Raw genomic sequence first — 24,070 nt, 5'->3', positions numbered from 1 at the left:
GCGGTCGGCCGATGAGGCCGGGAATCAAGCGGCTCGCCACCGTATTGCCGTGGGTACTGGCGGGTGGCCTGGCGACGGCGGTGACGCTCGTCGCGCTCGCGCCGGCCGCGTGGATCGCGCCGCAGTTCGCGCGCGCGACCGGCGGGCACGTGAATCTCGTCGATCCCGACGGGTCGCTGTGGCACGGCTCCGGCACCCTGATGCTCGCGCCGGGGGCCGACCAGAGCGCGGCGACGCTGCTGCCGGGCCGGGTCGAATGGACCACGGGTTTCTGGCCGCTGCTGACCGGGCGCGTGCGGATGCGCATGCGGCAGACCGAGGCGATGCCCGATGCGGTCACGCTCGATGCGACGTGGCGCGGCGCGGTGCTGTCGGCGGGCACGATGGCCGTGCCCGCGTCGCTGCTCGCGGGGCTCGGCACGCCGTTCAACACGCTCGACCTGCAGGGCGACGTGCGGCTCGGCTGGAGTGACTGGCGGCTGATCGGCAACAACGCGTTCGGCCAACTGACGGTGACGATCGACTCGATGAGTTCGCGCGTATCGCGCGTGAAGCCGCTCGGATCGTACCGCGCGGTGTTGCAGGCGAAGGGCGCCGGCGCCGATCTCGACCTGTCGACGACGCAGGGCCCGCTGTTCCTCGACGGCCACGGCAACTTCGGCCCGGGCCCGGGATCGTTCCGCGGCACCGCGCATTCGGCGCCCGAACAACAGGCCAACCTCGCGGGGCTGCTGAACCTGCTCGGCCACCCGATCGGGAACAACGAGGTTTCGCTGATCTTCGGCGACGCGCAGCGCTGACGCGCGCGTCGCCTTTCCCTTCCTACTTCTGCGCGAGCGGCGCGGCGACCGACGGTGCGGTGGCCGCGGGCGCGGCCGCACCGGACGCCGGCACGGGTGCCGGCGCCGCCATGTCGCCGTTCTCGCGCGCCATCTCCGCTACGTTCCAGCCGCCGCCGAGCGCCTTCACGAGCCCGACCGACGACGTCATCCGCTGCCCGGCAATCGTCGCGAGCTTCTGTTGCGCTGTGAACGCGGTGGTCTGCGCGGTCAGCACGTTCAGGTAGGCAACCGTGCCGGCCTTGTACTGGTTCGTGACGATCGCGAGCGAATGCTCGGCGCTGTCGACCGCCTGCCGCTGCACGTCGATTTCCTGCGCGAGGATGCGCTGCGACGCGAGGTTGTCCTCGACGTCCTGGAACGCGGTGAGCACCGCGAGGCGGTACGCGGCGACGTCCTGGTCGTAGGTCGCGCGCGCGGCGTCGGTCTGCGCGGCGCGCAGCCCTGCGTCGAACAGCGTGGCCGCGAGCTGCGGGCCGACCGTCCAGAAACGCGCCGGCAGCGTGAACAGCTGCGACCACACCGAGCTCTGGAAGCCGCCGGTGGCCGACAGCGTGAGGGTCGGGAAGAACGCGGAGATCGCGACGCCGATCTGCTCGTTCGCGGCCGCCGCACGGCGCTCGGCCGCCGCGACGTCGGGGCGGCGTTCGAGGATCGCGGACGGTACGTCCACCGGCGTGATCGGCGGCTCGGCCGCGAGCGGGTTCGGCGGCAGCGAGAAGGTCGACGCCGGTTCGCCGATCAGCGTCGCGATCGCATGCTCGTACTGCGCGCGGGCCACGCCGTTGTCAATCGACGCCGCCTGTGCGCTCTGCAGCTGCGTCTGCGCCTGGATCACGTCCGCGCGCGCGGCAACGCCCTGCGCGTACTGGTTCTGCGTGAGCTTCAGCGACTGTTCGTACGACTTCACGGTGTCGTCGAGCAGCTTCTGCAGCGCATCGGACGTGCGCAGCTGGAAATAGGTTTGCGCGAGCAGCGCCTGCTGCGACAGACGCGCATTCGCGAGATCGGCCGCCGCGGCCGCTTCGCCGGCGCGCTGTGCGCTGACGGTGCGGCTCACCTTGCCCCACAGGTCGGGTTCCCAGCTCGCGTCGAGGCCGATGCTGTAGCTGTTGTTGATCGACGCGCCGCCGCTGAAACTCGACGACGAACCCGACGTGCGCGGCGTGCGGGCGCGCGAGCCCGATGCGGTCAGCCCGACGGTCGGGAAATACGCGGCGCGCGCCTCGGCGACGAGCGCGCGCGCCTGCCGGTACGCAGCCGCCGATTGCGCGATGGTCTGGTTCGATGCGTTGAGCTTGCCGATCAGCGCATCGAGCTGCGGATCGTTGTAGACCGTCCACCACGCGCCGCGGTCGGTGCGGTCGGCGGGCTGCGCGACCTTCCAGCCGGCCGGCGCTTCCTTGTACGCGGCGGGGATCGACGTGTCGGGCCGGTGATAGTCGGGCCCGACGGCGCAGCCGGCGAGCAGCACGGCCGTCGCGACGGCGACGGCGGCGCTCAGCGGGCGAAGGGCGCGCGGGAGGGAGGTGTACGGCATGGTGGTTTTCCTGTCTGGGCGCGGGGAACGGCGTCGCGCGGTGCGGCCGTCGTGCCGCTGGCGGACAAATGGTAACTGACGGCGGGAAAGCTGCGCAGCCCCAAGGGTACGGTGCGCGGCGACAGGAATGTGTTACGGGCGCGAGCGGCCGGGTTACCGGCCATTACGGCTCGCTGACGGGAAGCCCAACGCGTGACGCCGGCCGTGCGTGGCGCGGCCGGCGCCCAGTCGGAGCAGTCGGGAAGGCGGGAGCCGCGCGCTGTCAGTGGCAGCGCGCGGGCAGCGGAAGCGGTTCGGCGGCGGACCGCCATGTCGACGGCTCCGTCGCGGCCGGCTGGCCCGTGCGGCGCGCGCCGTCTTTCGCATTGCGCTGCCGGCGATGATCGAACCATGCGAACCCGAGCGCCGCGAGCGAGCCGCCCGGCACCACCAGCATCGTCACGTACAGCGCGATCTTCCAGCCGCGGTGCGGCCCGGAAAACGCATGATGAGCGGTATCGGTCAGGTTGCGGCGCAGCGCGCCGGCGGCATTTTTCAGGAACAGCATCGCGTACGTCCTCGGGGTGCCCGCAACGCGGGCGAATCGGTCAGAACATAGTCTCCGGCATTGCAACATGCACGTCGTAACTGGTTGCCTCAAATAATATTGACTAAGCAATCAATTTTCAAGATACTGGGCGCGTTTAAATCTGAAACGCACTATTGCTGCGTGCGCAATCGCATGACCGGCGGCCTCTACGATCCCGAGAACATCGCGCTGGAAACGAGCCTCGGCTATTACCTGTCGAAGGCGAAGCAGGCGCTCGTCGAGCGGATGGATCGTGCGCTCGAGCCACTCGACCTCACCGCGCAGCAGATCGGCGTGATCCTGTTGCTGTCACGTGGCTATGCGCGCACGCCGTTCGAGCTGTCCCGCAGGATGTCGTATGACAGCGGTTCGATGACGCGGCTGCTCGACCGGCTCGAACGCAAGGGGCTGGTCGCACGCTCGCGCAGCGAGCAGGATCGCCGGATGATCGAGCTGACGCTGACCGAACGCGGCGCCGAAGCCGCCCGGGCGCTGCCGTCGCTGATCGCGACCACGCTCAACGCGCAGCTCGACGGTTTCTCGGCCGACGAGCTCGCAACGCTCATCGGCCTGCTGCAGCGCTTCATCGCCAATGGGCCCGGCTCGACCGGTTGCCCGAAACCCGACGACGAAGCGGACAGCTGATGTGCGCGGAGATCCCATGGCTAGGTTAAGCGTTCGCTTATTTGTCTGTCTGGGCAGAAGATGACAGGGCACGCGCTCCCCTTTTCCCTCAATCCGTTCCACCCGGCCGGGCGGCGCTGCGGCGCACACCCGTGCGTTGTGCCGGCGCGTCGCGCGCGCCGCGTCTAGGAGATTTCGATGTCCGCCACCACGGCATCCGCCGCCTCCCCCGCCGCCGAACCCGCACCGCTGTCCGGCGGTGCACTCGCGCTGCTCACGGTCGGGCTCGCGCTCGGCACCTTCATGGAAGTGCTCGACACGTCGATCGCGAACGTCGCGGTGCCGACCATCTCGGGCAGCCTCGGCGTCGCGACGAGCGAAGGCACCTGGGTGATCTCGTCGTACTCGGTCGCCTCCGCGATCGCGGTGCCGCTCACCGGCTGGCTCGCGCGTCGGGTCGGCGAGGTGCGGCTGTTCACGCTGTCGGTGCTCGCGTTCACGATCGCGTCGGCGCTGTGCGGCCTCGCGACCAACTTCGAGACGCTGATCGCGTTCCGGCTGCTGCAGGGCCTCGTGTCGGGGCCGATGGTGCCGCTGTCGCAGACGATCCTGATGCGCAGCTACCCGCCCGCGAAGCGCGGACTCGCGCTCGGGCTATGGGCGATGACGGTGATCGTCGCACCGATCTTCGGCCCGTTGCTGGGCGGCTGGATCAGCGACAACTACACGTGGCCGTGGATCTTCTACATCAACCTGCCGATCGGCGTCTTCTCGGCGACCTGCGCGTATTTCCTGCTGCGCGGCCGCGAGACGAAGACGTCGAAGCAGCGGATCGACGCGATTGGCCTCGCGCTGCTCGTGATCGGCGTGTCGTGCCTGCAGATGATGCTCGACCTCGGCAAGGATCGCGACTGGTTCAACTCGACGTTCATCGTCGCGCTCGCGCTGATCGCGGTCGTGTCGCTCGCGTTCATGCTCGTATGGGAGGCGACCGAGAAGGAGCCGGTGGTCGACCTGTCGCTCTTCAAGGACCGCAACTTCGCGCTCGGCGCGATGATCATCTCGTTCGGCTTCATGGCGTTCTTCGGCTCGGTCGTGATCTTCCCGCTGTGGCTGCAGACCGTGATGGGCTACACGGCGGGCAAGGCCGGCCTCGCGACCGCGCCGGTCGGGCTGCTCGCGCTCGTGCTGTCGCCGCTGATCGGCCGCAACATGCACCGGCTCGACCTGCGGATGGTCGCGAGCTTCGCGTTCATCGTGTTCGCCGGCGTGTCGATCTGGAACTCGACGTTTACGCTCGACGTGCCGTTCAGCCATGTGATCCTGCCGCGTCTCGTGCAGGGGATCGGCGTTGCGTGCTTCTTCGTGCCGATGACGACGATCACGCTGTCGAGCATCCCCGACGACCGGCTCGCGAGCGCGTCGGGGCTGTCGAACTTCCTGCGCACGCTGTCGGGCGCGATCGGCACCGCGGCGAGTTCGACGTTCTGGGAGAACGACGCGATCTACCACCACGCGCGGTTGTCGGAATCGGTGAGCGTGTATGCGCAGAGCACGACCGACTACCAGGGCGCGCTGTCGCAGCTCGGCATCGTCGGCCAGACGGCCAATGCGCAGCTCAATCAGCTCGTCACGCAGCAGGGCTTCATGATGGCGACCAACGACTTCTTCCTGCTGTCGGCGTTCATGTTCGGCGCGCTCGCGGCGCTCGTGTGGATCACCAAGCCGAGGAAGGGCGCCGGGCCGGCGATGGGGCACTGACCGCGCGGCGGGCGGCCGTTGCGCCCGCCTCATCCGCTTTGCCGCCCGCCTCGGCGGGCGTCACTCCCGCGCCCGCAACCCGCCGAACGCGAGGTCGTCCCCCGGCGCGATCGGCAGCGTTGCCCGCGCCACTTCGAGCCACGCGCGCGCCGCGTGCGACAGATACCCCTTCTTCAGCCAGCCGAGCGCGATCGCCCACGTGATCTCCGGCTCGACGATCGGCCGGCACGTGAACTGTCCCGCGTCGAGCCGCCGGCAATACGGCTCGGGCAGCAGCGCGATGCCGACCCCCGCGTGCACGAGCGCGGCCATGAAATCCCAGTGGCCGCTGCGGCTCACGATCGACGGCGTGAAACCGACCTGCCGGCACGCATCGAGCACCGCGTCGTGCAGCGCGAGGCTTTCCGCGTAGAACACGAACGACTCGCGCGCGAGATCCGCGAGCGGCACGGCCGCGTGATCCTCCCAGCGCGATTCGCGCGGTGCGACCAGCCACAGCGGCGCGCGCACCATCGGCAGCACGTCGAAGGTGCCGGGATCGACCGGCTCCAGCAGCCCGCCCAGTTCCAGCTCGCCCGACATCAGCGCGGCCTCGATCATCCGTGCGCCCTGCTCGAACAGCTTCAGCTCGATGTTCGGGTAGCGCTGTTTGTACGCGGCGATGATCGGCGTGAACAGCGAGCCGCCGAGCGGCGGGATCCCGATCGTCAGCTCGCCGCGCCCGAGCGTGCCGAGGTCGTTCAGCTCCGACTGCAGCTGCGCCTGCGCGGCGAGCACGTCCTGGCCGCGCTGGAACACGATCCGCCCCGCGTCGGTCAGCACCATCTGCCGGCCGTCGCGCAGCAGTAGCGGCGAACCGATCTCGTCCTCGAGCGCCTTCACCATCTTGCTGATGGTCGGCTGGGTCACGAACAGCTTGTCGGCGGCCGCCGTGAAACTCTGCTGGCGAACCACCTCGACGAAGTACCGCAGCGCGCGCAATTCCATCGATGACTCCCCAAATTGGTGCGGCGATCAAAATCGAATTCCGAATTGGAATGATAAGGATAGAGACAAGTCATTTTATTTATGGTTAGGGGAAACCCTATACTCGCATCATCAACGGAATATCTGTAGGGAGCCCGCCATGACCAAGCCGACCGCCGCACTTGCCGCCCGCCCCGCCGCTTCGGGCAGCCTGGCGCACACGGGCCGGATCGCGCTGCAGGCCGCCGCGCTCGGCGCGCTGTGGATGGCGGTCGACTGGGCCGTGCGCAAGATCGGGCTGCCGATTCCGTCCGGCGTGATCGGCCTCGCGGTGCTCCTCGTGCTGCTGTTCTCGGGCCGCGTCGCGCCCGCGTGGGTCAAGGACGGTGCGAACTGGCTGCTGTCGGACATGCTGCTGTTCTTCGTGCCGGCGGCCGTCGCGGCCGTGCAGTACGGCGGGCTGTTCCGCGAGGACGGCTGGCGCATCGCGCTGGTGATGCTCGCCGGTACCGCGTTCGTGATGGTCGCCGTGGCCGTCGCGGTCGACCTCGCCGCGAAGCTCGAGCGCCGGCTCGCCGCGCAGCGCGTGTTCGCCGAACGCCGCCGCACGCGCCTGAGCGCCGCGTCGGCACACTGAGCCGGAGCCTGCCATGCTTGCCGCATTGTCGAACCTGTCCGCCGACCAGGCGAACACCGCGATCTCGTTCGGCTGCTTCGTGCTGACGATCGTGTTGTATTTCGTGTCGAAGCGGCTCTACGCGTTCAAGAAGACGCTGCTGTTCTCGCCGCTCGTGTTCGTGCCGGGCGTGCTGGTCCTGCTCGTGCTGCTGACCGGCATCCCGTATTCGGTCTACTTCCACGACACGCGCTGGCTGATGTGGCTGCTCGGCCCGGCGACGATCGCGTTCGCGGTGCCGATCTACGACTATCGCGACCTGATCCGCCGCCACTGGCTGTCGCTGTCGGTCGGCGTCGCGGTCGGGATCGGCGCGGGCGTGTGCGGGTCGCTGCTGCTCGCGAAGCTGCTGCACCTGTCGCCGGAACTGCAGCGCTCGCTGATGACGCGCTCGGTGTCGACGCCGTTCGCGCTCGCCGTGTCGGACAAGATCCACGCGCCGAAGGATCTCACCGCGCTGTTCGTGATCGCGACCGGCATCTGCGGAATGCTGCTCGGCGAGCTGGTGCTGGCGCTGGTGCCGATGCGCACGCGGCTTGCGCGCGGCGCGCTGTTCGGCGCGGCCGCCCACGGCGTGGGCACGGCGAAGGCGCGCGAGATCGGCAGCGAGGAAGGCGTGGTGTCGAGCCTTACGATGATGATCGCGGGCGTTGCGATGGTGCTGATCGCGCCGCTGTTGACGCTGCTGCCGATCTGAACGGGCGGCCGGCTCCCGCCAGGCGCCGGCCCGGCCCGATCGCGCCTGCCGCCATCGGCGCGGCACGCTCCGTGCGGCGGGAACAGCGCCTTTTCCCGGCCACGCACGCTTCGGCCGCCAGCCCGGCGGCCCTTTCCGCCCCCACTTACCCTGCATCCGGCCGACACCCGGCCGACAATCGGCTGAGATAGCCGCAAATCCCCCCTCTTTTCCGCCCATCGGGCTCGGCCCGGATGCCGAACAATGCATGCTACGAGACATCACGCACGCATTCACATGGCCTCCACGACCGCAAACCCGACCGCCGACAAGCCGGCTTCGTCCGGCAAGTTCAAGCGCATCGCGCTCATCGCCGTCATCGCGCTGGGCGCGGCGGCTGCCGCAGCCGGCGGCATGTACGTGTTCCTGAGCAAGGAAGGCGTCGGCCATGCGAGCGCGCCCGCCGCGCCGGCGCCGCTTGCCGCGCCGGTGTTCTTCCCGCTCGACCCGCTGACCGTGAACCTGCAGTCCGACGACGGCGCGCAGCACTACCTGCGCGTCGGCCTGTCGCTGAAGCTCACCGACCCGAAGGCGCAGGAGCAGCTGACCGCGCGGATGCCGGAGATCCGCAGCCGGATCCTGCTCGCGCTGTCGAACAAGCATCCCGAGGATCTCGCGACGCCGGACGGCAAACGTTCGCTCGCGAAGGAACTGCGGGACCTGATCGAGCAGCCTACGCAGCCGGGCAACCAGCGCGCGAAGGTCGACGACGTGTTGTTCACCGAATTCGTCGTCCAGTAACGCGGCCGCGAAAGGAGCGCGTATGGGTCACCAGGAGTTCATGTCCCAGGAGGAGGTCGATGCCCTCCTCAAGGGCGTCACGGGCGAAGCCGATGCAGTCGACGAGCACCGCGACACATCGGGCGTCCGCCCCTACAACATCGCGACGCAGGAGCGGATCGTCCGCGGCCGGATGCCCGGCCTCGAGATCATCAACGATCGCTTCGCGCGCCTGCTGCGGATCGGCATCTTCAACTTCATGCGGCGCACGGCGGAAATCTCCGTGAGCCAGGTGAAGGTGCAGAAGTACAGCGAGTTCACCCGCAACCTGCCGATCCCGACGAACCTGAACCTCGTGCACGTGAAGCCGCTGCGCGGCACGTCGCTGTTCGTATTCGACCCGAACCTCGTGTTCTTCGTCGTCGACAACCTGTTCGGCGGCGACGGGCGCTTCCACACGCGCGTCGAGGGCCGCGATTTCACGGCCACCGAGCAGCGGATCATCGGCAAGCTGCTGAACCTCGTGTTCGAGCACTACACGACCGCATGGAAGAGCGTGCGGCCGCTGCAGTTCGAATTCGTGCGCTCGGAAATGCACACGCAGTTCGCGAACGTCGCGACGCCGAACGAGATCGTCATCGTCACGCAGTTCTCGATCGAGTTCGGGCCGACGGGCGGCACACTGCACATCTGCATGCCGTACTCGATGGTCGAGCCGATCCGCGACGTGCTCGCGTCGCCGATCCAGGGCGAGGCGCTCGAAGTCGACCGCCGCTGGGTGCGCGTGCTGTCGCAGCAGGTGCAGGCCGCCGAGGTCGAGCTGACCGCGAACCTCGCCGAGATCTCGTCGACCTTCGAGAAGATCCTGAACCTGCGCGCGGGCGACGTGCTGCCGCTGGAAATCGAGGACACGATCACCGCGAAGGTCGACGGCGTGCCGGTGATGGAATGCGGCTACGGAATTTTCAATGGTCAATATGCGTTGCGCGTGCAGAAGATGATCAGCGCGGGCGATTCGATGAAGGAAGGTGGATATGAGTGAGCTGAACCAGACGCCCGAGGACGACGCACAAGCGATGGCCGACGCGGCCCTCGCGGCATCGGCCGCCGCCGCGCAGGCGGCGCCGGCCGCTGCGGAAGAAGATCCGGGCATCGACGACTGGGCGGCCGCACTCGCCGAGCAGAACCAGCAGCCGGTGCAGCCGGGCGCGACGGGCGCCGGCGTGTTCCAGCCGCTGTCGAAGGCCGCGGCGAGCTCGACGCACAACGACATCGAGATGATCCTCGACATCCCGGTCAAGATGACCGTGGAGCTCGGCCGCACGAAGATCGCGATCCGCAACCTGCTGCAGCTCGCGCAGGGCTCGGTGGTCGAGCTGGACGGCATGGCCGGCGAGCCGATGGACGTGCTCGTGAACGGCTGCCTGATCGCGCAGGGCGAGGTCGTGGTCGTCAACGACAAGTTCGGCATCCGCCTGACCGACATCATCACGCCGGCCGAACGCATCCGGAAGCTGAATCGATGAACGTCGCAGCGCCCGGCCGCCGCGTGCGCGTCGTGCGCGTGGGGGCCGCCGCCGCGGCCATTGCGGCGTCGCTTGCCTGCGCGCCGGCCGGCGCCGCCGACATGAACGCGGTGAACCACGCCGGCTCGATCGCATCGAGCGTGATGGTCGGTTCGGCCGCACCGTCGCTCGGCTTCGGCGCGGTGCTGCAGACGCTGGTCGGGCTCGTGGTCGTGATCGGTCTCGTGTTCGCGTGTGCGTGGCTCGCGCGCCGCTTCGGCTTCCAGCACGCACGCCGCGGCGGCCCGCTGAAGGTCGTGTCGAGCGTCGCGGTCGGCGCGAAGGAAAGCGCGACGATCGTCGAGATCGGCGACACCTGGCTCGTGCTCGGCGTCGCGCCGGGCAACGTGCGATTGCTGCATACGCTGCCGGCCGGTTCGGCGGCGGCCACCGCGACGGCGGCTTCGGCTTCGGCCGACGCACCCGCCGGCGCCGCCCCGTCCGAAGGCGGCCTGCCCGGCACGTTCGGCTCGCGGTTTCGCGACGCGCTCGCGAGCGAAGCCGCGAAGCGCCTCGGTCGCGGCAAGGACCGCTGACATGGCGCCGCGCCCTCTTTCCGACCCCGCATACCGATGAAACACGCCTTCCTGCATCGCGCGGCGCGCTTCGCGCCCGTGCTGATCCTCTGCCTCGCGCCCGCGCTCGCCCATGCGCAGGCGAACGGCCTGCCCGCGTTCAACGCGAGCCCGGGCCCGCACGGCGGCACCACGTATTCGCTGAGCGTGCAGACGATGCTGCTGCTCACGATGCTGTCGTTCCTGCCGGCGATGATGCTGATGATGACGAGCTTCACGCGCATCATCATCGTGCTGTCGCTGCTGCGCCAGGCGCTCGGCACCGCGACGACGCCGCCGAACCAGGTGCTCGTCGGCCTCGCGATGTTCCTCACCTTCTTCGTGATGTCGCCGGTGCTCGACCGCGCGTACAACGACGGCTACAAGCCGTTCTCCGACGGCTCGATGCCGATGGAGCAGGCGGTGCAGCGCGGCGTCGCGCCGTTCAAGACCTTCATGCTGAAGCAGACCCGCGAGACCGATCTCGCGCTGTTCGCGAAGATCTCGAAGGCCGCGCCGATGCAGGGCCCAGAAGACGTGCCGCTGTCGCTGCTGGTGCCCGCGTACGTCACGAGCGAGCTGAAGACCGGCTTCCAGATCGGCTTCACGGTGTTCATCCCGTTCCTGATCATCGACATGGTCGTCGCGAGCGTGCTGATGTCGATGGGGATGATGATGGTGTCGCCGTCCACCGTGTCGCTGCCGTTCAAGCTGATGCTGTTCGTGCTGGTCGACGGCTGGCAGTTGCTGATCGGCTCGCTCGCGCAGAGCTTTACGTAAGCGGCGGAGGAAACGCGCGATGACGCCCGAACAAGTGATGACCCTCGCGCACCACGCGATGATGGTCGGCCTGCTGCTGGCCGCCCCACTGCTGCTGGTCGCGCTCGCGGTCGGCCTCGTCGTGAGCCTGTTCCAGGCCGCGACGCAGATCAACGAGGCAACCCTGTCGTTCATCCCGAAGCTGCTCGCGGTCGCCGCGACGCTCGTGATCGCGGGCCCGTGGATGCTGACGACCATGCTCGACTACCTGCGGCAGACGCTGCTGCACGTCGCGACGCTCGGCGCCGGCTGAGCCGCGCCTCACCCCCGGCGGCGATGTTCTCGGTTACCTACGCGCAGCTCAACGGCTGGCTCACGGCGTTCCTGTGGCCGTTCGTGCGGATGCTCGCGCTCGTCGCGACCGCGCCCGTCGTCGGCCACGCGGCGGTGCCCGTGCGCGCGAAGATCGGCCTCGCCGCGTTCATGGCGCTGGTCGTGGCACCCACGCTCGGCGCGATGCCGGACGTCACCGTGTTCTCCGCACAAGGGATCTGGATCCTCGTCACGCAGTTCCTGATCGGCGTCGCGATGGGCTTCACGATGCAGCTCGTGTTCGTGGCCGTCGAGGCGGCCGGCGACTTCATCGGGCTGTCGATGGGGCTCGGCTTCGCGACCTTCTTCGATCCGCACACGAGCGGCGCGACGCCCGTGATGGGCCGCTTCCTGAATGCCGTCGCGATGCTCGCGTTCCTCGCGGTGGACGGCCACCTGCAGGTGTTCGCCGCGCTCGCCGCGTCGTTCCAGTCGCTGCCGGTGTCGGCCGACCTGCTGCACGCGCCCGGCTGGCGCACGCTCGCCGCGTTCGGCGTGACCGTGTTCGAGATGGGGCTGCTGCTCGCGCTGCCGGTGGTCGCGGCGCTGCTGATCGCGAACCTCGCGCTCGGCATCCTGAACCGCGCGGCGCCGCAGATCGGCGTGTTCCAGGTCGGTTTTCCGGTGACGATGCTGGTCGGGCTGCTGCTCGTGCAACTGATGGTGCCCAACCTCGTGCCGTTCGTGTCGCATCTGTTCGACATGGGGCTGGATGCGATGGGGCGCGTGCTGCTCGGGTGGCGGTGATGCGCGGATCATTCGTTCCGAGGTACGGGCACTGCCTCGGCCGATCCGGATTCCGGGCCTATTCATCCGGCCAATTGGCGACGATTCTCCCGATTGACCCGGGAGTGATTCGTTCGCGTCAGATGAGGATACTTGCCATCGTGTTGCGGGCAGCATGGGCGTTGATGGCTACCAACATGGGAACACCAGTGCTGCCATCACAACTGGCGAGGCTCATCAAACGGTCGATTTGTTAGCTGACGGCGGCATTTCGCTCCGACCGGACTTCCTCGGAGTTGTCCTTTGCAGCGGCGCGCTTGCCAGTGCTCCGCGCGGCGTGCCGCTATCTCCGCTCGGTGCCCCGTCGCATTCCGCCCTTCGCGCCCCTGCCAGTACCAGCCGAAAATTGGACAAACGACGATATCGTGCCGTCACGCATGACTGAATAATTCCCTGCTTTGCGGCGTAACCTCGCCGCGGTTCTCGCGACCGGCATGCGGCGGCGCGTACAGGCAGATGATTTCGACACGATCCTTCCAGCTGGTGGCGGTTCTTGGCTGGCTCGGCGCCGCATGGCCGGTGCAGGCGGCCGACCTGCTCGACGCCGTGAACGCGGCGCGGCGCTTCGATGCGGGCATCGGCGCGGCGCGCAACGCACAGCTCGCCGGCCGCGAGAAGCGCTGGCAAGGTCTTGCGGGGCTGCTGCCGCGCGCAGAACTCAACGGCAGCTACACGAAGCAGGACCAGCCCACCGCGGCGTATGCGGCAGCGGTCCGCCGTCACAGCGCTTCCGTAACCGTCACACAGCCGCTGTTCGATGTGTCCCGCGTCGCCGATTTCAAGCGCGGCGGCACGCTTGCCGACCAGGCGGACATCGAGTATGAGAAGGCGTCGCAAACCCTGATCACCGATGTCGCCAGCGCCTATTTCGACGTCCTGTTTGGACGCGAAGTGTTGCAGGCCGCCGAAACCGCCCAGCAGGCATTCCATAAGCAACTCGACCAGGCGCAGGCGGCGCTGGGGATCGGCGATGGCACGCGCACCGACGTGGACGAGGCGCGCGCGAACCTCGACGAAGCGCTCGCGCGCAAGGTCAGCGCGCAGAACGATCTCGAAATCGCGAGCGGCACGCTGCGGCGGCTCACGGGCCTCGCGGCGGATACGCTTGCGCCGGTCGCATGGCAGTGCGCGCCGCAGACGCCGCCAGTCGATCTCGCGACCGCAATGGATGAGGCCGCGCTCGAGAACGTCGAGGTGCGGATCGCCGAGAAGCTGGCTGAGCAGACACAGGCCGACGTCGTCGCCGCGACGGGCGCGCACCTGCCGGTCGTGAACCTGCAGGCGAGCTATGGCACGAACTGGAGCCGCGGCGCCAACGAGAACGGGCTCGACACCGTGTTCGGCACGACGTCGAAAACCCGCTCGTCGATGATCGGCGTGACAGTCACGATCCCGCTGTTTGCCGGCGGCGGCACGCTGTCGGCGAGCCGCGAAGCTTACCGTCGGCGCGACCAGGCACGCAACGCGCTAGAGGATGCGCGCCGCAAGGCTCGCGAGCACGCCCGTGCCGCGTATCTCGGCATCACCAACGGCGCCGCGCTGATCCGCGCGCAAGAACGCGCTCTCGCGTCGGCCGACAGCAAGGTGAAGTCGACCCACCTGGGCCGCGAAGTCGGGCTGCGCACGCAGATCGACGAACTCAACGCGCAGCAGCGCTATTTCGAGGCGATCCGCGATCTTGCGGACGCGCGCTATCGCTATCTGCGCGCGCGGCTGCAGTTGTCGGCCGCGCTCGGCACGCTCGGCGAAGCGGACGTCGCCGCGATTGCATGCCGCCCGGCAGGCTGACCATGCGCGATTCCGTCTCCCTCCATTCGATCTCACCGGTAGCGACACATGACTGATTCGCTGTTCCGTCAGGAAGCGCTCGACGCGACCAAGCACAAGCTGATGGGCACGGTCAGCCTGTATTCGCCGCCGTGGCGCTGGCTGACGATCGGTGTCGCGACGGCCGCGGCGCTTGCGGTCGTCGCGTTCTTCGTGCTCGGCACCTACACGAAGCGCGAGCGCGTCGCCGGCCAGCTGCTGCCCGCGAAAGGGCTGCTGGCCGTCATGCCGCCGCTGACGGGCACGGTGATCGACACGCGCGTGCGCGAGGGACAGACCGTCGCGGCCGGCGCCGAGCTGATGGCCGTGTCGGCCGAAGTCGCGACCGAGCTCGGCGGCACGCGCGAGCGGGTCCGCGAGCAGCTGGATCTTCAGCGTGCGCGCCTCGAGACCGATCTCGCGAGCCAGTCGCAACTGAGCGGCGAGGCGAAACGTGGGCTGCATGCGCGCGCCGCGGCGCTGAACGACCAGCTCGCGCAGATCGCGCTGCAGAAGACGCAGCGCACGCGCCAGGCCGAACTCTCGCTGCGGCAGCTCGGCAAGCTGCAGTCGATGCGCGAGCAGGGCTACGCGTCGAACAGCCAGGTCGAGCAGCAGGAAGCCGCGCTGCTCGATGCGCAGGCGCGGCTGCAGGATCTCGCGCGCCAGCGGCTCGACGTCGAGCAGCAGCTCGACCAGATCCGCCAGCAGCTGCGCGAATTGCCGCTCAATACCCGCAATCAGCAGAATGACATCGAGCGCAAGCTCGCCGACGTCGACCAGTCGATCGCGGAAAACGAGGCACGCCGCGCGGTGATCCTGCGCGCACCTCAGGCGAGCGTTGTCGCGACGCTGCTCGCGAAACCCGGGCAGGTCGTCAACGCGGGCCAGTCGGTCGTTTCGCTGCTGCCGCAGGGCGCATTGCTCGAGGCGCAATTGATGGTGCCGAGTCGCGCGATCGGCTTCGTGCGTACCGGCGCGCGCGTCGTGCTTCGCTACGAGGCCTACCCGTTCCAGAAATTCGGCCAGCAGTTCGGCCGCGTGACCGACGTATCGCGCACCGCGTTGTCGCCTCAGGAAGTCGCGAACCTCACCGGGCGCACCAACGTGCCCGAGCAGCTGTACCGCGTGGTCGTCGCGCTCGATCGCCAGGACATCGTCGCGTACGGCAGGCGCGAAACGCTGCGCCCCGGGATGGCGCTCGAGGCCGACGTGCTGATCGACCAGCGCCGGCTGATCGAGTGGGTGCTCGAGCCGCTGTACGCGCTCGGCCGCCGCGCGTCGGCATGAACGCCCCCGCGCATTCGATTCGCTATGGAGCCCGTTGAACGATGAAATGGATGGATGCCCTGCAATTCGGCTGGCGCCGTCGCCTGCCCGTGATGCTGCAGACGCAGGCGGCCGAGTGCGGGCTCGCGTGCGTCGGGATGATCGCGAGCTATCACGGCCGCGATCTCGACCTCGTCAGCCTGCGCAGACGCTTCAGCCCGTCGCTGAAAGGGGCGACGCTCAACGACGTGATGCTGATGGCCTACCGGCTCGGCCTCGCGTCGCGCGCGCTGCGGCTCGAACTCGACGAGCTCGGCAAGCTGCGGCGCCCGTGCATCCTGCACTGGGACATGAATCACTTCGTCGTGCTGAAGTCGGTGTCGCGCAGCGGGATCACGATCCACGATCCCGCGCGCGGCGTGCGCGACGTGCCGCTTGCCGAAGTGTCCGACCACTTCACGGGCGTCGCGCTGGAGCTGATGCCGTCGCCGTCGTTCGCGCGGGCGCGCGAGCGCGAATCGATCTCGATGGCGACGCTCATCGGCGGCGTCACCGGCATCCGCGCGGCGTTCGCGCAGGTGCTGCTGCTGTCCGTCGCGCTCGAGGTGTTCGGCATCGTCACGCCGTTCTACATGCAGTGGGTGATGGACCAGGTACTCGTGTCGGCCGACGCCGACCTGCTGACGCTGCTCGGCATCGGCTTCCTGCTCGTCGTGCTGTTCCAGAACGCGGTCGCGGCGCTGCGCTCGTGGGTCGTCACGTGGTTCTCGAGCCTGCTCGGGGTGCAGTGGACGGCGAACGTCTGTTCGCATCTGTTCAGGCTCCCGATGACGTACTTCGAGCAGCGCCACATCGGCGACGTCGTGTCGCGGTTCGGCGCGATCGGCACGATCCAGGGCACGCTCACGACGCAATTCGTCGGCGCGCTGCTCGACGGCGCGATGGCAATCGTCACGCTCGCAATGCTGTTCGTCTACAGCCCGACGCTCACGTGGCTCGTGCTCGGGCTGTTCGCCGCGTATGGCGCAATCCGCTGGCTTGCGTATCGGCCGTTCCGGCAGGCGAACGAGGAACACATCGTGTACGCGGCCCGCGCGGAATCGAACCTGCTCGAGTCGATCCGCGGCGTGCAGGCGATCAAGCTCGCGAACAAGCAGGAGGCGCGCGTGGCGACCTATGCGAATGCCGTGGTCGAGACCACCAACAAGAACGTCGTGATCCAGCGGCTGTCGATCGGCTTCTCGACGCTGCAGGGCGTGATCTCCGGCGCGGGCCGCGTGGCGCTCGTGTGGCTGGCCGCGAAACAGGTGATCGACGGGCAGTTCTCGGCGGGGATGCTGGTCGCGTTCGTCAGCTTTGCCGATCAGTTCATGGCGCGCGGCGCGGGCCTGATCGGCACGGTGATCGATTTCCGGATGCTGCGGCTGCACGGCGAGCGGCTCGCCGACATCGTGCTGACCGACGCCGAATCCGACATGGAAGCGAAGGCCGCGCGCGCGCCGGCGGCGGGCGGCCACGCGGCGGCGCCCGCGATCGACGTGCGCGACGTGCGCTTTCGCTACACGGAGACCGAACCGTGGGTGCTCGACGGCTGCTCGTTCTCGATCGCGCCGGGAGAATCGGTCGCGCTCGTCGGCCCGTCGGGCCAGGGCAAGACCACGATGGCGAAGGTGCTGCTCGGCCTGCTGACGCCCGAGCACGGCAGCGTGAGCGTCGACGGCATCGACATCCGCAAGCTCGGGCTCCATCAGCACCGCGAGCTGATCGGCTGCGTGATGCAGGACGACATCCTGTTCGCCGGCTCGATCGCCGACAACATCGGCTTCTTCGATCCGCAGCCCGACCAGGCGCGCATCGAGGAAGCCGCGCGGCTCGCGCAGATCCACGACGACATCGCGGCGATGCCGATGGGCTATCAGAGCCTCGTCGGCGACATGGGCTCGTCGATGTCCGGCGGCCAGTGCCAGCGCGTGCTGCTCGCCCGTGCTTTCTACCGGAAACCCGCGATTCTCGTGCTCGACGAGGCGACCAGCCATCTCGACGTTGAACGCGAGCGGCTGATCAACGATGCGGTGCGCGCGATGAACATCACGCGGATCATCATCGCGCACCGGCCGGAGACGATCCGGAGCGCGGATCGCGTCGTCGAACTCGCGCGAGGCAGCGCACGCGAAATGGGCGTCGGCGCGCGGTTCGATCCGGAGGCCGCCTAGCGCCGCCGCAAGTGGAGTGCCCGTCGCGCACGATGCGCGACGGGAGAGCCGATGCCGATCCGGCTTTCGACGATCGGCAGTGCGTAACTGTAGGGAGAACTTCAAATGCGCGAATTGACCACGATGGAATTGAATGAAGTAAGCGGTGGCGGCCTTTTCAGCAATCTGGGGGCGGGGGTGCTGGGCAGCGTTGCAGGCCTGGTTGCCGGCGGCTTCAAGGGTGCCGCAACGGGCGGCAGCACGGGCGGCATCCTGGGCGCAGGCATCCTCAGCGCCGGTGTCGGCCTGCTCGTCGGCGCCGGGCTGGGCCTGCTCGGCGGCAAGATTTACGGCTTGGTTAATGGGTCGCAGCAGACGCTCAAGGTCTTCAACCGCGTGATGGAAGGCCTGTTCGACCCGAACCTGCCGGCACCGAAGTAATGCGAGGCGGGGGCGCCGTTCCAGTGGCGCCTGCTGCCGTCATAGCACGGGCCGGCACGCGCGACGCGATGCCGGCCATGTCAATCCGATTTCGTCAGAAGGTGAATCATGCGTGAAATCAGCAAGATGGAACTCGCGACCGTTTCGGGCGGCGGCATCGCCGACTGGATCAACAGCCTGTTCAAGCCGGCCGCGCCGCGCGAACCCTGGGTCAATCCGTTTCCTTCGGACAACACCCAGACGGGCGCTGTAGAGACGCTCGGCAAGGTCGTCTTCGCGACAGGCGTCGCAATCGCGGCCGCTGCGACTGCGTCGGTCCTCGCCGTCCTCGCCGCCGCGGCTCGCCCGACCGGCCGATAAGCAAACGTTCGGTGCGACGACTCGCCATCCGGACGACATGCGTGCCGATTGCTTCGGTCGCTTCGGCACGCCACTCGACCCCGCGGCCCGCATCGGCCAACGGGATCGTGAGCGTGCGCCGCTTTTGGATGGATTGCGATAGTCGGAACGGATCGGGCAAGTTAATTTTATCCTCCCTGACACGCTTGCGTGCCCGGTGGGAATTTTTGAGCGATTAAAAGGGATACCGGATCATGATGAAGAAAATTCTGTTGGCCTCCGCAACGGCGTCGGCGATGTCGTTCATGCCGCTCGCGGCGCATGCATACGACGGCACCGTGAACATCACGGGTGCGCTGAGCGGCGCCAGCTGCACCATCAAGGTCAACGATGCCGACAACAACGGTACAGTCCAGCTTCCGAGCGTGGGCGCGGCTTCGCTGGCGTCGAAGGGCGCGGTAACGGGTGCGACGAACTTCACTATCGCGCTCAGCAACTGCACGAACGCGGGCAAATCGGTGCGCGCGTTCTTCGAAGCCGGCCCGAACGTCAACGGCGGGGACGGCACGCTCTACAACCGCGCACTGACCAACGCCGCGGCCAACGTCGCCGTGCAGCTTCTCGACATGGACGGCAAAGCGCTGAAGGCCGGTGATGTCAGCCAACGCAACGGCCGGCCGGTCGACCTCGTCAACAACGCAGCCTCGATGGTCTATGGCGCGCAGTACTACTCGCTCGGCGCGGCGACGGCAGGCAGCGTAAGCACGTCGGTCACGTACTCGATCGACTATCTGTAAGCCGTCATGCCGGCCGTCGCGTACGGCCGGCATCGACGACTCGCGCGACGCGGGCCATTCCGGCCCGCGGTACCGCCGCTCCGGGGAAGCGTCCCGTCGCGCGGCCTTCCCCTTCCCTCGTCATTGAACGATGTACTCGCTCCTCTCGTTTCTCTTCCGCCGGTTGCCGATCTGTGCATGCGTCGTGCTGGCCTGCACCGTACAGCACGGCATCGCGGGCGTGATCATTTCCGGCACGCGCCTCGTCTATCCGGCCAGCGATCGGGAGATCACCGCCAAGATCGACAACGTCGGCACCGATCCGGCGCTCGTGCAGGCATGGCTCGACGACGGCGACCCACGCTCGCGCCCGGGCACGGCCAAGGTGCCTTTCGTGTTGATGCCGCCGATCTTTCGCGTCGATCCGGGCAAGGGACAGACGTTGCGGATCGTCTATACCGGCGATCCGCTGCCGCAAGACCGGGAATCCGTGTTCTGGCTGAACGTACTCGACATTCCGCCGAAAACCGCCGATCAGCCGTCGACGACCATGCTGCAGCTCGCGTTCCGTTCGCGAATCAAGGTGTTCTTCCGGCCGGCCGGCCTCGACGCCGATGGGGCGGTCGAGGCGGCCAAAGGCGTGAAATGGTCACTCGCGCCCGCGCCGGACGGCGGCAAAGGCCACCTGTTGCACGCGACCAATTCGTCGCCGTTCAACGTCACCGTGCTGTCGGCGCAAGTCGTGCACGACGGCCGCACGTACACGATCGACGACGGCGCGATGATCGCGCCCGGTGCCGACCGTCTGTTTGCGCTGAACATGCCGCTGCCGAGCCTCCCGGCCGGCACAAAGCTCGACTATTCGACGATCAACGACTTCGGCACCGACGTGAAATGGCCGGCGGTGCTCGAGGCCACGCCTTGATTCGACCTCGGCATTCGAGCCGCCTGCGCGCGTTGCCGGGCGACGCGGGTCGGATTCAGACCGAGCCCGCGGCCCGTCGGCGATCCGTCCAATTCGAGCATTCGAAACGAAGCCCATGAAATGCATCCATCCCGCATCCGGTCCGCGCACCGGTCGGCCGGCGCTCGTGCTCCGGCGGTCGTACGCGACGGCGTTGCTCGCCTGGTCGGCACTGCCGCTCGGCGCAGCGGCGAGCGAGCTTGCGCCCGCCGATCCGCAGCCCCGGATCGGCGGGCCGGGCCGGGGGGACGCGCTGCCGTCCCGGGCGCTGCAGTTCGACCCGGACTTCGTGCTGACGTCGCCGGACAGCGGAATCGACCTGTCCCGTTTTGAGAAGGGCAACCCGGTCTGGCCCGGCGAATACCGGGCCGACGTGTACCTGAACGGGGCGCTGCTCGGCCGCGACGACGTCACCGTGCGCGAATCGGGCGCAAACGGCCCGCAAGTGTGCTTCAGCCGCCGCATGCTCGACAGGATCAACGCGGATACGAGCCGGATTGCGCCCGAAGCGCTCGCGCCGCTCGCCGATCCCGCCGCGTGCAAATCGCTCGATTCGCTGCTGCCGGGCGCGTCGGCGTCGTTCGACGCCGGCTCGGCGCGCCTCGACATCCATGTCCCGCAAGCGCTGTTGCGCCGCACGGCCCGCGGCTACGTCGATCCGTCGATGTGGGACAGCGGCGTGACCGCGGGATTCGTAGGCTACAGCGCGAATCTCTATGGAAACGTCGTGAACGGCCGGAGCGACAGCGCGGCATACGTCGGACTGAACGCCGGCATCAATGCGGGCGGATGGTACTTCCGTCACGACGGCGCGCTGAACTGGCAGAATCGCGGCGGCCAGCACTACAGCATCACCAACACCTACGTTCAACGCGACCTGACGGCGCTCAAGGCGCGCGTCAGGCTCGGCGACGCGAACACGTCCGGCGAGCTGTTCGATACGTTTCCGTTTCGCGGCGTGCAGATCGCCAGCGACGATCGCATGTGGCCCGATTCCCGTCGCGGCTATGCACCGGTCGTTCGCGGCATCGCGAATTCGAATGCGCGCGTGACCGTGCGCCAGAGCGGCGCGGTCATCTACGAAACGACCGTGCCGCCCGGCCAGTTCGTGATCGACGACCTCTATCCGACCGGTTACGGCGGAGATCTCGACGTGACCGTCACCGAATCGGACGGCAGCGAGCGGGTATTCAAGGTGCCGTACGCATCGGTCGTGCAATCGCTGCGGCCCGGCATGAACCGGTTCGGTTTCGTCGCGGGCGTGGTGCGCAAGCGGAACCTGTCGTATACGCCGCACATCGTGCAGGCGACCTACGCGCGTGGCGTGTCCAACCTGCTGACGCTGTATGGCGGCGTGCTCGCGAACGAGGACTACCAGAACCTGCTCGTCGGCGGTGCGTTCAACACGCCGATCGGCGCGATGGCGCTCGACGTGTCCGGTGCATTCACATCGTCGAACGGCCGGCGGGCAAGCGGCGCGAGCGTGCGCATCACGTACAGCAAGACGCTGGAAGCGACGAACAGCAACCTGTCGGTGGCAGCGTATCGCTTCTCGTCGTCCGGCTATCTCGATCTCGACAACGCGCTCGCCTACGTCGACAACGCCAGGCGCAACGCGACAGGCCTCACTGAACAGCCGCTCTGGCGCGCGCGCAATCGGGTATCGGTCACCGCATCGCAGCGGTTCGGCGACAACGGCGGCCAGTTGTTCGTGAGCGCGTACACGCAGAACTACTGGGAGCGCCGCGGCACCGACACGCAATTCCAGATCGGCTACAGCAACCGTTTCCGCATCGTCGACTACAGCATCTCGGTCAACCGCGCCCGCGCGATCGGCGGCGACGTCGATACGCAGTACATGCTGACCGTGTCGCTGCCGCTCGGTCGCTCGGCACAAGCGCCGCGCGCAAGTGCGAACGTCGCGCACGACAGCGTGCGCGGGGTCACGTCGATGATGACGGCGAGCGGCTTCGTCGGTACGCAGAACCAGGGCAGCTATTCGGTTTCCGCGTCGCGCGACGTGGGTGCGACGTATTCGGGCAGCGTGTCCGGCCAGTACCGCACGCCGTACACGACGGTTCAGGGCGCGTTCGCCAAGGGCGATCGCTACGGGTCTGGCTCGGTCGGATTGAGTTGGCGCGATCGTCGCGCATCCGGGTGGCATAACGGCGTCCCCCTATGCGGCCGACACGGTTGCCGTCGTCGCGGTGCCGGCGGCGAGTGGCGCCAGGGTGGTCGGATACGGCGGCGTTGCGCTCGACGGGCGCGGCTACGCGGTCGTGCCGTACCTGAATCCGTACCGGGTCAACCAGATCGAGATCGACCCGCGCGGCCTGCCCGCCGACGTCGAGCTGCAGACGACGAGCCTGCAGGTGGCGCCGCGTCAGGGCGCCGTCGTGATGCTGCGCTACCCGACCGTGAAGGGGCGTGCACTGCTGATTCATGCATCGACGCCGACCGGCCGGGAATTGCCGTTCGGCGCGCCGGTATTCGACGCACGCGGCAACAACGTCGGCGTGGTGTCGCAGGGCGGCCAGATCTATGCGCGCATCGCGGAACCGGACGAAAAGCTGACGGTGAAATGGGGGCACGCCGACGCGTGGCAATGTTCGATCCGCGTGGCGTTGCCGCCGCTCGATGCCGGCGCGCGGCAGGTCGCCATCCAGCGCGTCGACGCCCCGTGCGAATTCGACGCGCGGCCGTCCGGTCCCGGCGATGCGCCGCGGCACGCGGCCCCGCCTGCATGACGGCGCCCTGCATGCGCGCACGACAACATCGGATGAAATCGCACATGAACGACTGGAACACACCCATCCATCGCATCAGGCTGGCTTGCACGGCGGGCCTGCTGGCCTGCGCGGCGGGCGCGGGCACCGCGCAGGCGGCCGCGAATTGCCAGAACGTGAGCACGGCGGAACTCGGTACGCTGCCCGATCCGTTCAGGGTCGCGGCCGATGCGCCGATCGGCACGGTGCTCTGGAGCAAGACAGGGATCGAAATCAAGGCGTCCTGCATGAAGACCGTTGCGTCGGCGAACTTCGAGGCGACGCTCTATCGATGGATGGCCGACCCCGACCTGACGGCGAACGGTCTCGGCTTGTACGTGACCTATAACGGCAATCGCGGTACCGGGGACGCATCGTTTCCGATGGGGACGATCATCAGTTCGTCGCTGACGCCGACGACCGTTTCCGCGACGATCGACGTCGAGCTGGTGAAGATCGGGGCGACGCCGTCCACGCCGAGGGTGTTTCCGGTCCTGTCGGTGCTGACGGCGCTGATCGGCGGCCCGAACAAGGATTATTCGAAAGCGGCCCGCTACGTCACCTACGGCTTCAAGAACATCTCGTTCCAGGCAGCCACCTGCGCGCCGTCGACCACGCAGGTGGCCGTGGATCTCGGCACCCACAAGCTCAGCAAATCGTCGGGACTGGGTTCCGGCATCGGCACGACATCCACGTCGAAAGGCTTCACGATCGGCCTGAAGTGCGATGCCCAAGTCGCCGGCAGTTTCGCGGTCAACCTGACGCTCGACGGCAACGCGGACAACGCATCCAGCGGCATCCTGTCGCTGTCGTCGTCGAGTACGGCGCAAGGCGTCGGCATCCAGCTGCTCAAGGGCGACGGCAACCCGGTGTCGCTCGGCACGCCGTGGAAGGTGACGGATGCGCCGCCCGCGAGCACGCTGTCGGTGCCGCTGGCAGCGCGCTATTACCAGACGAAATCCGGTACCCGCCCGGGCACCGCCAATGGCACGGCGACATTTACGATCAGCTACAAATAGCGCGCGAGCGATCAGATCAATCCGTTTTCGTAC

Annotated in this window: 24 protein-coding genes and 1 pseudogene; 22 read left to right on the top strand and 3 right to left on the bottom strand. The window is 68.1% G+C overall.

What is annotated here, in order from left to right; genetic code table 11:
* Positions 1-11: 11 nt before the first annotated feature.
* Positions 12-800 (top strand): type II secretion system protein N, encoded by a 789-nt coding sequence (locus HWX39_RS20895; protein WP_175969791.1) that lies wholly within the window; start codon positions 12-14, stop codon positions 798-800.
* 22 nt (positions 801-822) lie between these two features.
* On the opposite strand, the gene HWX39_RS20890 is transcribed toward HWX39_RS20895, so the two are convergent.
* Both HWX39_RS20890 and HWX39_RS20885 read right to left on the bottom strand, forming a co-directional pair.
* Positions 823-2,379 carry an efflux transporter outer membrane subunit gene (locus HWX39_RS20890; protein ID WP_175969790.1) on the bottom strand — a complete coding sequence of 519 codons (1,557 nt, stop codon included), beginning with the start codon at positions 2,377-2,379 and terminating at the stop codon, positions 823-825.
* A 262-nt stretch (positions 2,380-2,641) separates the two neighbouring features.
* Positions 2,642-2,926 carry a multidrug ABC transporter ATPase gene (locus HWX39_RS20885; RefSeq protein ID WP_011350474.1) on the bottom strand — a complete coding sequence of 95 codons (285 nt, stop codon included), beginning with the start codon at positions 2,924-2,926 and terminating at the stop codon, positions 2,642-2,644.
* Positions 2,927-3,100: 174 nt separating this feature from the next.
* On the opposite strand from HWX39_RS20885, the gene HWX39_RS20880 reads away from it, so the two are divergent.
* Together HWX39_RS20880 and HWX39_RS20875 are read left to right on the top strand one after the other, a co-directional pair.
* Positions 3,101-3,592, top strand: a complete 492-nt coding sequence (locus HWX39_RS20880; RefSeq protein WP_175969789.1) for a MarR family transcriptional regulator — start codon at positions 3,101-3,103, stop codon at positions 3,590-3,592.
* Between the two features lie 177 nt (positions 3,593-3,769).
* On the top strand, positions 3,770-5,332 hold the full coding sequence (locus HWX39_RS20875) for a DHA2 family efflux MFS transporter permease subunit (protein ID WP_175969788.1): 1,563 nt from the start codon (positions 3,770-3,772) through the stop codon (positions 5,330-5,332).
* A 60-nt stretch (positions 5,333-5,392) separates the two neighbouring features.
* Here the strand turns inward: HWX39_RS20875 and HWX39_RS20870 are convergent, their stop codons facing one another.
* Positions 5,393-6,319 carry a LysR family transcriptional regulator gene (locus tag HWX39_RS20870; protein WP_175969787.1) on the bottom strand — a complete coding sequence of 309 codons (927 nt, stop codon included), beginning with the start codon at positions 6,317-6,319 and terminating at the stop codon, positions 5,393-5,395.
* A 139-nt stretch (positions 6,320-6,458) separates the two neighbouring features.
* Here HWX39_RS20870 and HWX39_RS20865 point away from each other — a divergent pair, with 139 nt between their 5' ends.
* From HWX39_RS20865 to HWX39_RS36845, 19 genes and pseudogenes are all read left to right on the top strand, one after another.
* Entirely contained in the window at positions 6,459-6,935 is a 477-nt protein-coding gene (locus tag HWX39_RS20865) for a CidA/LrgA family protein (RefSeq protein ID WP_175969786.1), read from the top strand.
* Positions 6,936-6,948: 13 nt separating this feature from the next.
* Positions 6,949-7,671, top strand: a complete 723-nt coding sequence (locus HWX39_RS20860) for an LrgB family protein (RefSeq protein ID WP_175969785.1) — start codon at positions 6,949-6,951, stop codon at positions 7,669-7,671.
* Between the two features lie 243 nt (positions 7,672-7,914).
* Positions 7,915-8,451: a flagellar basal body-associated protein FliL gene (gene fliL / locus HWX39_RS20855; protein WP_175969784.1), complete on the top strand. Its 537-nt coding sequence runs from the start codon at positions 7,915-7,917 to the stop codon at positions 8,449-8,451.
* Between the two features lie 22 nt (positions 8,452-8,473).
* Positions 8,474-9,472 (top strand): flagellar motor switch protein FliM, encoded by a 999-nt coding sequence (gene fliM, locus HWX39_RS20850; RefSeq protein ID WP_175969783.1) that lies wholly within the window; start codon positions 8,474-8,476, stop codon positions 9,470-9,472.
* Complete coding sequence (gene fliN / locus HWX39_RS20845) at positions 9,465-9,956, top strand: flagellar motor switch protein FliN (protein WP_175956568.1); 492 nt, start codon at positions 9,465-9,467, stop codon at positions 9,954-9,956. The genes fliM and fliN overlap by 8 nt, the downstream gene beginning before the upstream one ends.
* Positions 9,953-10,531 carry a flagellar biosynthetic protein FliO gene (gene fliO, locus HWX39_RS20840; protein ID WP_175969782.1) on the top strand — a complete coding sequence of 193 codons (579 nt, stop codon included), beginning with the start codon at positions 9,953-9,955 and terminating at the stop codon, positions 10,529-10,531. The genes fliN and fliO overlap by 4 nt, the downstream gene beginning before the upstream one ends.
* A gap of 36 nt (positions 10,532-10,567) precedes the next feature.
* Entirely contained in the window at positions 10,568-11,329 is a 762-nt protein-coding gene (gene fliP, locus HWX39_RS20835) for a flagellar type III secretion system pore protein FliP (RefSeq protein WP_175969781.1), read from the top strand.
* Between the two features lie 19 nt (positions 11,330-11,348).
* Complete coding sequence (gene fliQ / locus HWX39_RS20830) at positions 11,349-11,621, top strand: flagellar biosynthesis protein FliQ (protein ID WP_175969780.1); 273 nt, start codon at positions 11,349-11,351, stop codon at positions 11,619-11,621.
* Between the two features lie 23 nt (positions 11,622-11,644).
* A complete protein-coding gene (gene fliR / locus HWX39_RS20825; RefSeq protein WP_175969779.1) occupies positions 11,645-12,427 on the top strand; it encodes a flagellar biosynthetic protein FliR in 783 nt (260 codons plus the stop codon).
* A 495-nt stretch (positions 12,428-12,922) separates the two neighbouring features.
* Complete coding sequence (locus HWX39_RS20820; protein WP_175969778.1) at positions 12,923-14,254, top strand: TolC family outer membrane protein; 1,332 nt, start codon at positions 12,923-12,925, stop codon at positions 14,252-14,254.
* Positions 14,255-14,302: 48 nt separating this feature from the next.
* Positions 14,303-15,562, top strand: coding sequence for an HlyD family efflux transporter periplasmic adaptor subunit (locus HWX39_RS20815; protein WP_175969777.1), 1,260 nt, complete (start codon positions 14,303-14,305; stop codon positions 15,560-15,562).
* A 50-nt stretch (positions 15,563-15,612) separates the two neighbouring features.
* Positions 15,613-17,754 carry a peptidase domain-containing ABC transporter gene (locus HWX39_RS20810; RefSeq protein ID WP_244135059.1) on the top strand — a complete coding sequence of 714 codons (2,142 nt, stop codon included), beginning with the start codon at positions 15,613-15,615 and terminating at the stop codon, positions 17,752-17,754.
* Positions 17,755-17,859: 105 nt separating this feature from the next.
* Positions 17,860-18,174: a hypothetical protein gene (locus tag HWX39_RS20805; RefSeq protein ID WP_175969775.1), complete on the top strand. Its 315-nt coding sequence runs from the start codon at positions 17,860-17,862 to the stop codon at positions 18,172-18,174.
* Positions 18,175-18,282: 108 nt separating this feature from the next.
* Positions 18,283-18,534 carry a hypothetical protein gene (locus HWX39_RS20800; protein WP_175969774.1) on the top strand — a complete coding sequence of 84 codons (252 nt, stop codon included), beginning with the start codon at positions 18,283-18,285 and terminating at the stop codon, positions 18,532-18,534.
* A gap of 233 nt (positions 18,535-18,767) precedes the next feature.
* Positions 18,768-19,310: a fimbrial protein gene (locus HWX39_RS20795; protein WP_244135058.1), complete on the top strand. Its 543-nt coding sequence runs from the start codon at positions 18,768-18,770 to the stop codon at positions 19,308-19,310.
* 130 nt (positions 19,311-19,440) lie between these two features.
* Positions 19,441-20,214 carry a fimbria/pilus periplasmic chaperone gene (locus HWX39_RS20790; protein WP_175969773.1) on the top strand — a complete coding sequence of 258 codons (774 nt, stop codon included), beginning with the start codon at positions 19,441-19,443 and terminating at the stop codon, positions 20,212-20,214.
* Between the two features lie 115 nt (positions 20,215-20,329).
* Positions 20,330-22,324, top strand: a pseudogene (locus HWX39_RS36345) (fimbria/pilus outer membrane usher protein); the annotation flags it as partial.
* Between the two features lie 70 nt (positions 22,325-22,394).
* Positions 22,395-23,000, top strand: coding sequence for a fimbria/pilus outer membrane usher protein (locus tag HWX39_RS36680; protein ID WP_347879590.1), 606 nt, complete (start codon positions 22,395-22,397; stop codon positions 22,998-23,000).
* Positions 22,997-24,037 carry a fimbrial protein gene (locus tag HWX39_RS36845; RefSeq protein ID WP_347879589.1) on the top strand — a complete coding sequence of 347 codons (1,041 nt, stop codon included), beginning with the start codon at positions 22,997-22,999 and terminating at the stop codon, positions 24,035-24,037. The genes HWX39_RS36680 and HWX39_RS36845 overlap by 4 nt, the downstream gene beginning before the upstream one ends.
* Positions 24,038-24,070 lie beyond the last annotated feature (33 nt).

The sequence above is a fragment of the Burkholderia sp. BCC0322 genome (genome assembly GCF_902833045.1).
In the GTDB taxonomy this organism is placed as follows: domain Bacteria; phylum Pseudomonadota; class Gammaproteobacteria; order Burkholderiales; family Burkholderiaceae; genus Burkholderia.
Note: the sequence above shows the minus strand (reverse complement) of the source record. Positions and strands in the feature narration are given on the sequence as shown.

Excerpts from the sequence above, each read along its gene's own strand:
- HWX39_RS20895 (WP_175969791.1), top strand. The coding sequence starts at position 12 with ATGAGGCCGGGAATCAAGCGGCTCGCCACCGTATTGCCGTGGGTACTG.
- HWX39_RS20890 (WP_175969790.1), bottom strand. The coding sequence starts at position 2,379 with ATGCCGTACACCTCCCTCCCGCGCGCCCTTCGCCCGCTGAGCGCCGCC.
- HWX39_RS20885 (WP_011350474.1), bottom strand. The coding sequence starts at position 2,926 with ATGCTGTTCCTGAAAAATGCCGCCGGCGCGCTGCGCCGCAACCTGACC.
- HWX39_RS20880 (WP_175969789.1), top strand. The coding sequence starts at position 3,101 with ATGACCGGCGGCCTCTACGATCCCGAGAACATCGCGCTGGAAACGAGC.
- HWX39_RS20875 (WP_175969788.1), top strand. The coding sequence starts at position 3,770 with ATGTCCGCCACCACGGCATCCGCCGCCTCCCCCGCCGCCGAACCCGCA.
- HWX39_RS20870 (WP_175969787.1), bottom strand. The coding sequence starts at position 6,319 with ATGGAATTGCGCGCGCTGCGGTACTTCGTCGAGGTGGTTCGCCAGCAG.
- HWX39_RS20865 (WP_175969786.1), top strand. The coding sequence starts at position 6,459 with ATGACCAAGCCGACCGCCGCACTTGCCGCCCGCCCCGCCGCTTCGGGC.
- HWX39_RS20860 (WP_175969785.1), top strand. The coding sequence starts at position 6,949 with ATGCTTGCCGCATTGTCGAACCTGTCCGCCGACCAGGCGAACACCGCG.
- fliL (WP_175969784.1), top strand. The coding sequence starts at position 7,915 with ATGCATGCTACGAGACATCACGCACGCATTCACATGGCCTCCACGACC.
- fliM (WP_175969783.1), top strand. The coding sequence starts at position 8,474 with ATGGGTCACCAGGAGTTCATGTCCCAGGAGGAGGTCGATGCCCTCCTC.
- fliN (WP_175956568.1), top strand. The coding sequence starts at position 9,465 with ATGAGTGAGCTGAACCAGACGCCCGAGGACGACGCACAAGCGATGGCC.
- fliO (WP_175969782.1), top strand. The coding sequence starts at position 9,953 with ATGAACGTCGCAGCGCCCGGCCGCCGCGTGCGCGTCGTGCGCGTGGGG.
- fliP (WP_175969781.1), top strand. The coding sequence starts at position 10,568 with ATGAAACACGCCTTCCTGCATCGCGCGGCGCGCTTCGCGCCCGTGCTG.
- fliQ (WP_175969780.1), top strand. The coding sequence starts at position 11,349 with ATGACGCCCGAACAAGTGATGACCCTCGCGCACCACGCGATGATGGTC.
- fliR (WP_175969779.1), top strand. The coding sequence starts at position 11,645 with ATGTTCTCGGTTACCTACGCGCAGCTCAACGGCTGGCTCACGGCGTTC.
- HWX39_RS20820 (WP_175969778.1), top strand. The coding sequence starts at position 12,923 with ATGATTTCGACACGATCCTTCCAGCTGGTGGCGGTTCTTGGCTGGCTC.
- HWX39_RS20815 (WP_175969777.1), top strand. The coding sequence starts at position 14,303 with ATGACTGATTCGCTGTTCCGTCAGGAAGCGCTCGACGCGACCAAGCAC.
- HWX39_RS20810 (WP_244135059.1), top strand. The coding sequence starts at position 15,613 with ATGGATGCCCTGCAATTCGGCTGGCGCCGTCGCCTGCCCGTGATGCTG.
- HWX39_RS20805 (WP_175969775.1), top strand. The coding sequence starts at position 17,860 with ATGCGCGAATTGACCACGATGGAATTGAATGAAGTAAGCGGTGGCGGC.
- HWX39_RS20800 (WP_175969774.1), top strand. The coding sequence starts at position 18,283 with ATGCGTGAAATCAGCAAGATGGAACTCGCGACCGTTTCGGGCGGCGGC.
- HWX39_RS20795 (WP_244135058.1), top strand. The coding sequence starts at position 18,768 with ATGATGAAGAAAATTCTGTTGGCCTCCGCAACGGCGTCGGCGATGTCG.
- HWX39_RS20790 (WP_175969773.1), top strand. The coding sequence starts at position 19,441 with ATGTACTCGCTCCTCTCGTTTCTCTTCCGCCGGTTGCCGATCTGTGCA.
- HWX39_RS36845 (WP_347879589.1), top strand. The coding sequence starts at position 22,997 with ATGACGGCGCCCTGCATGCGCGCACGACAACATCGGATGAAATCGCAC.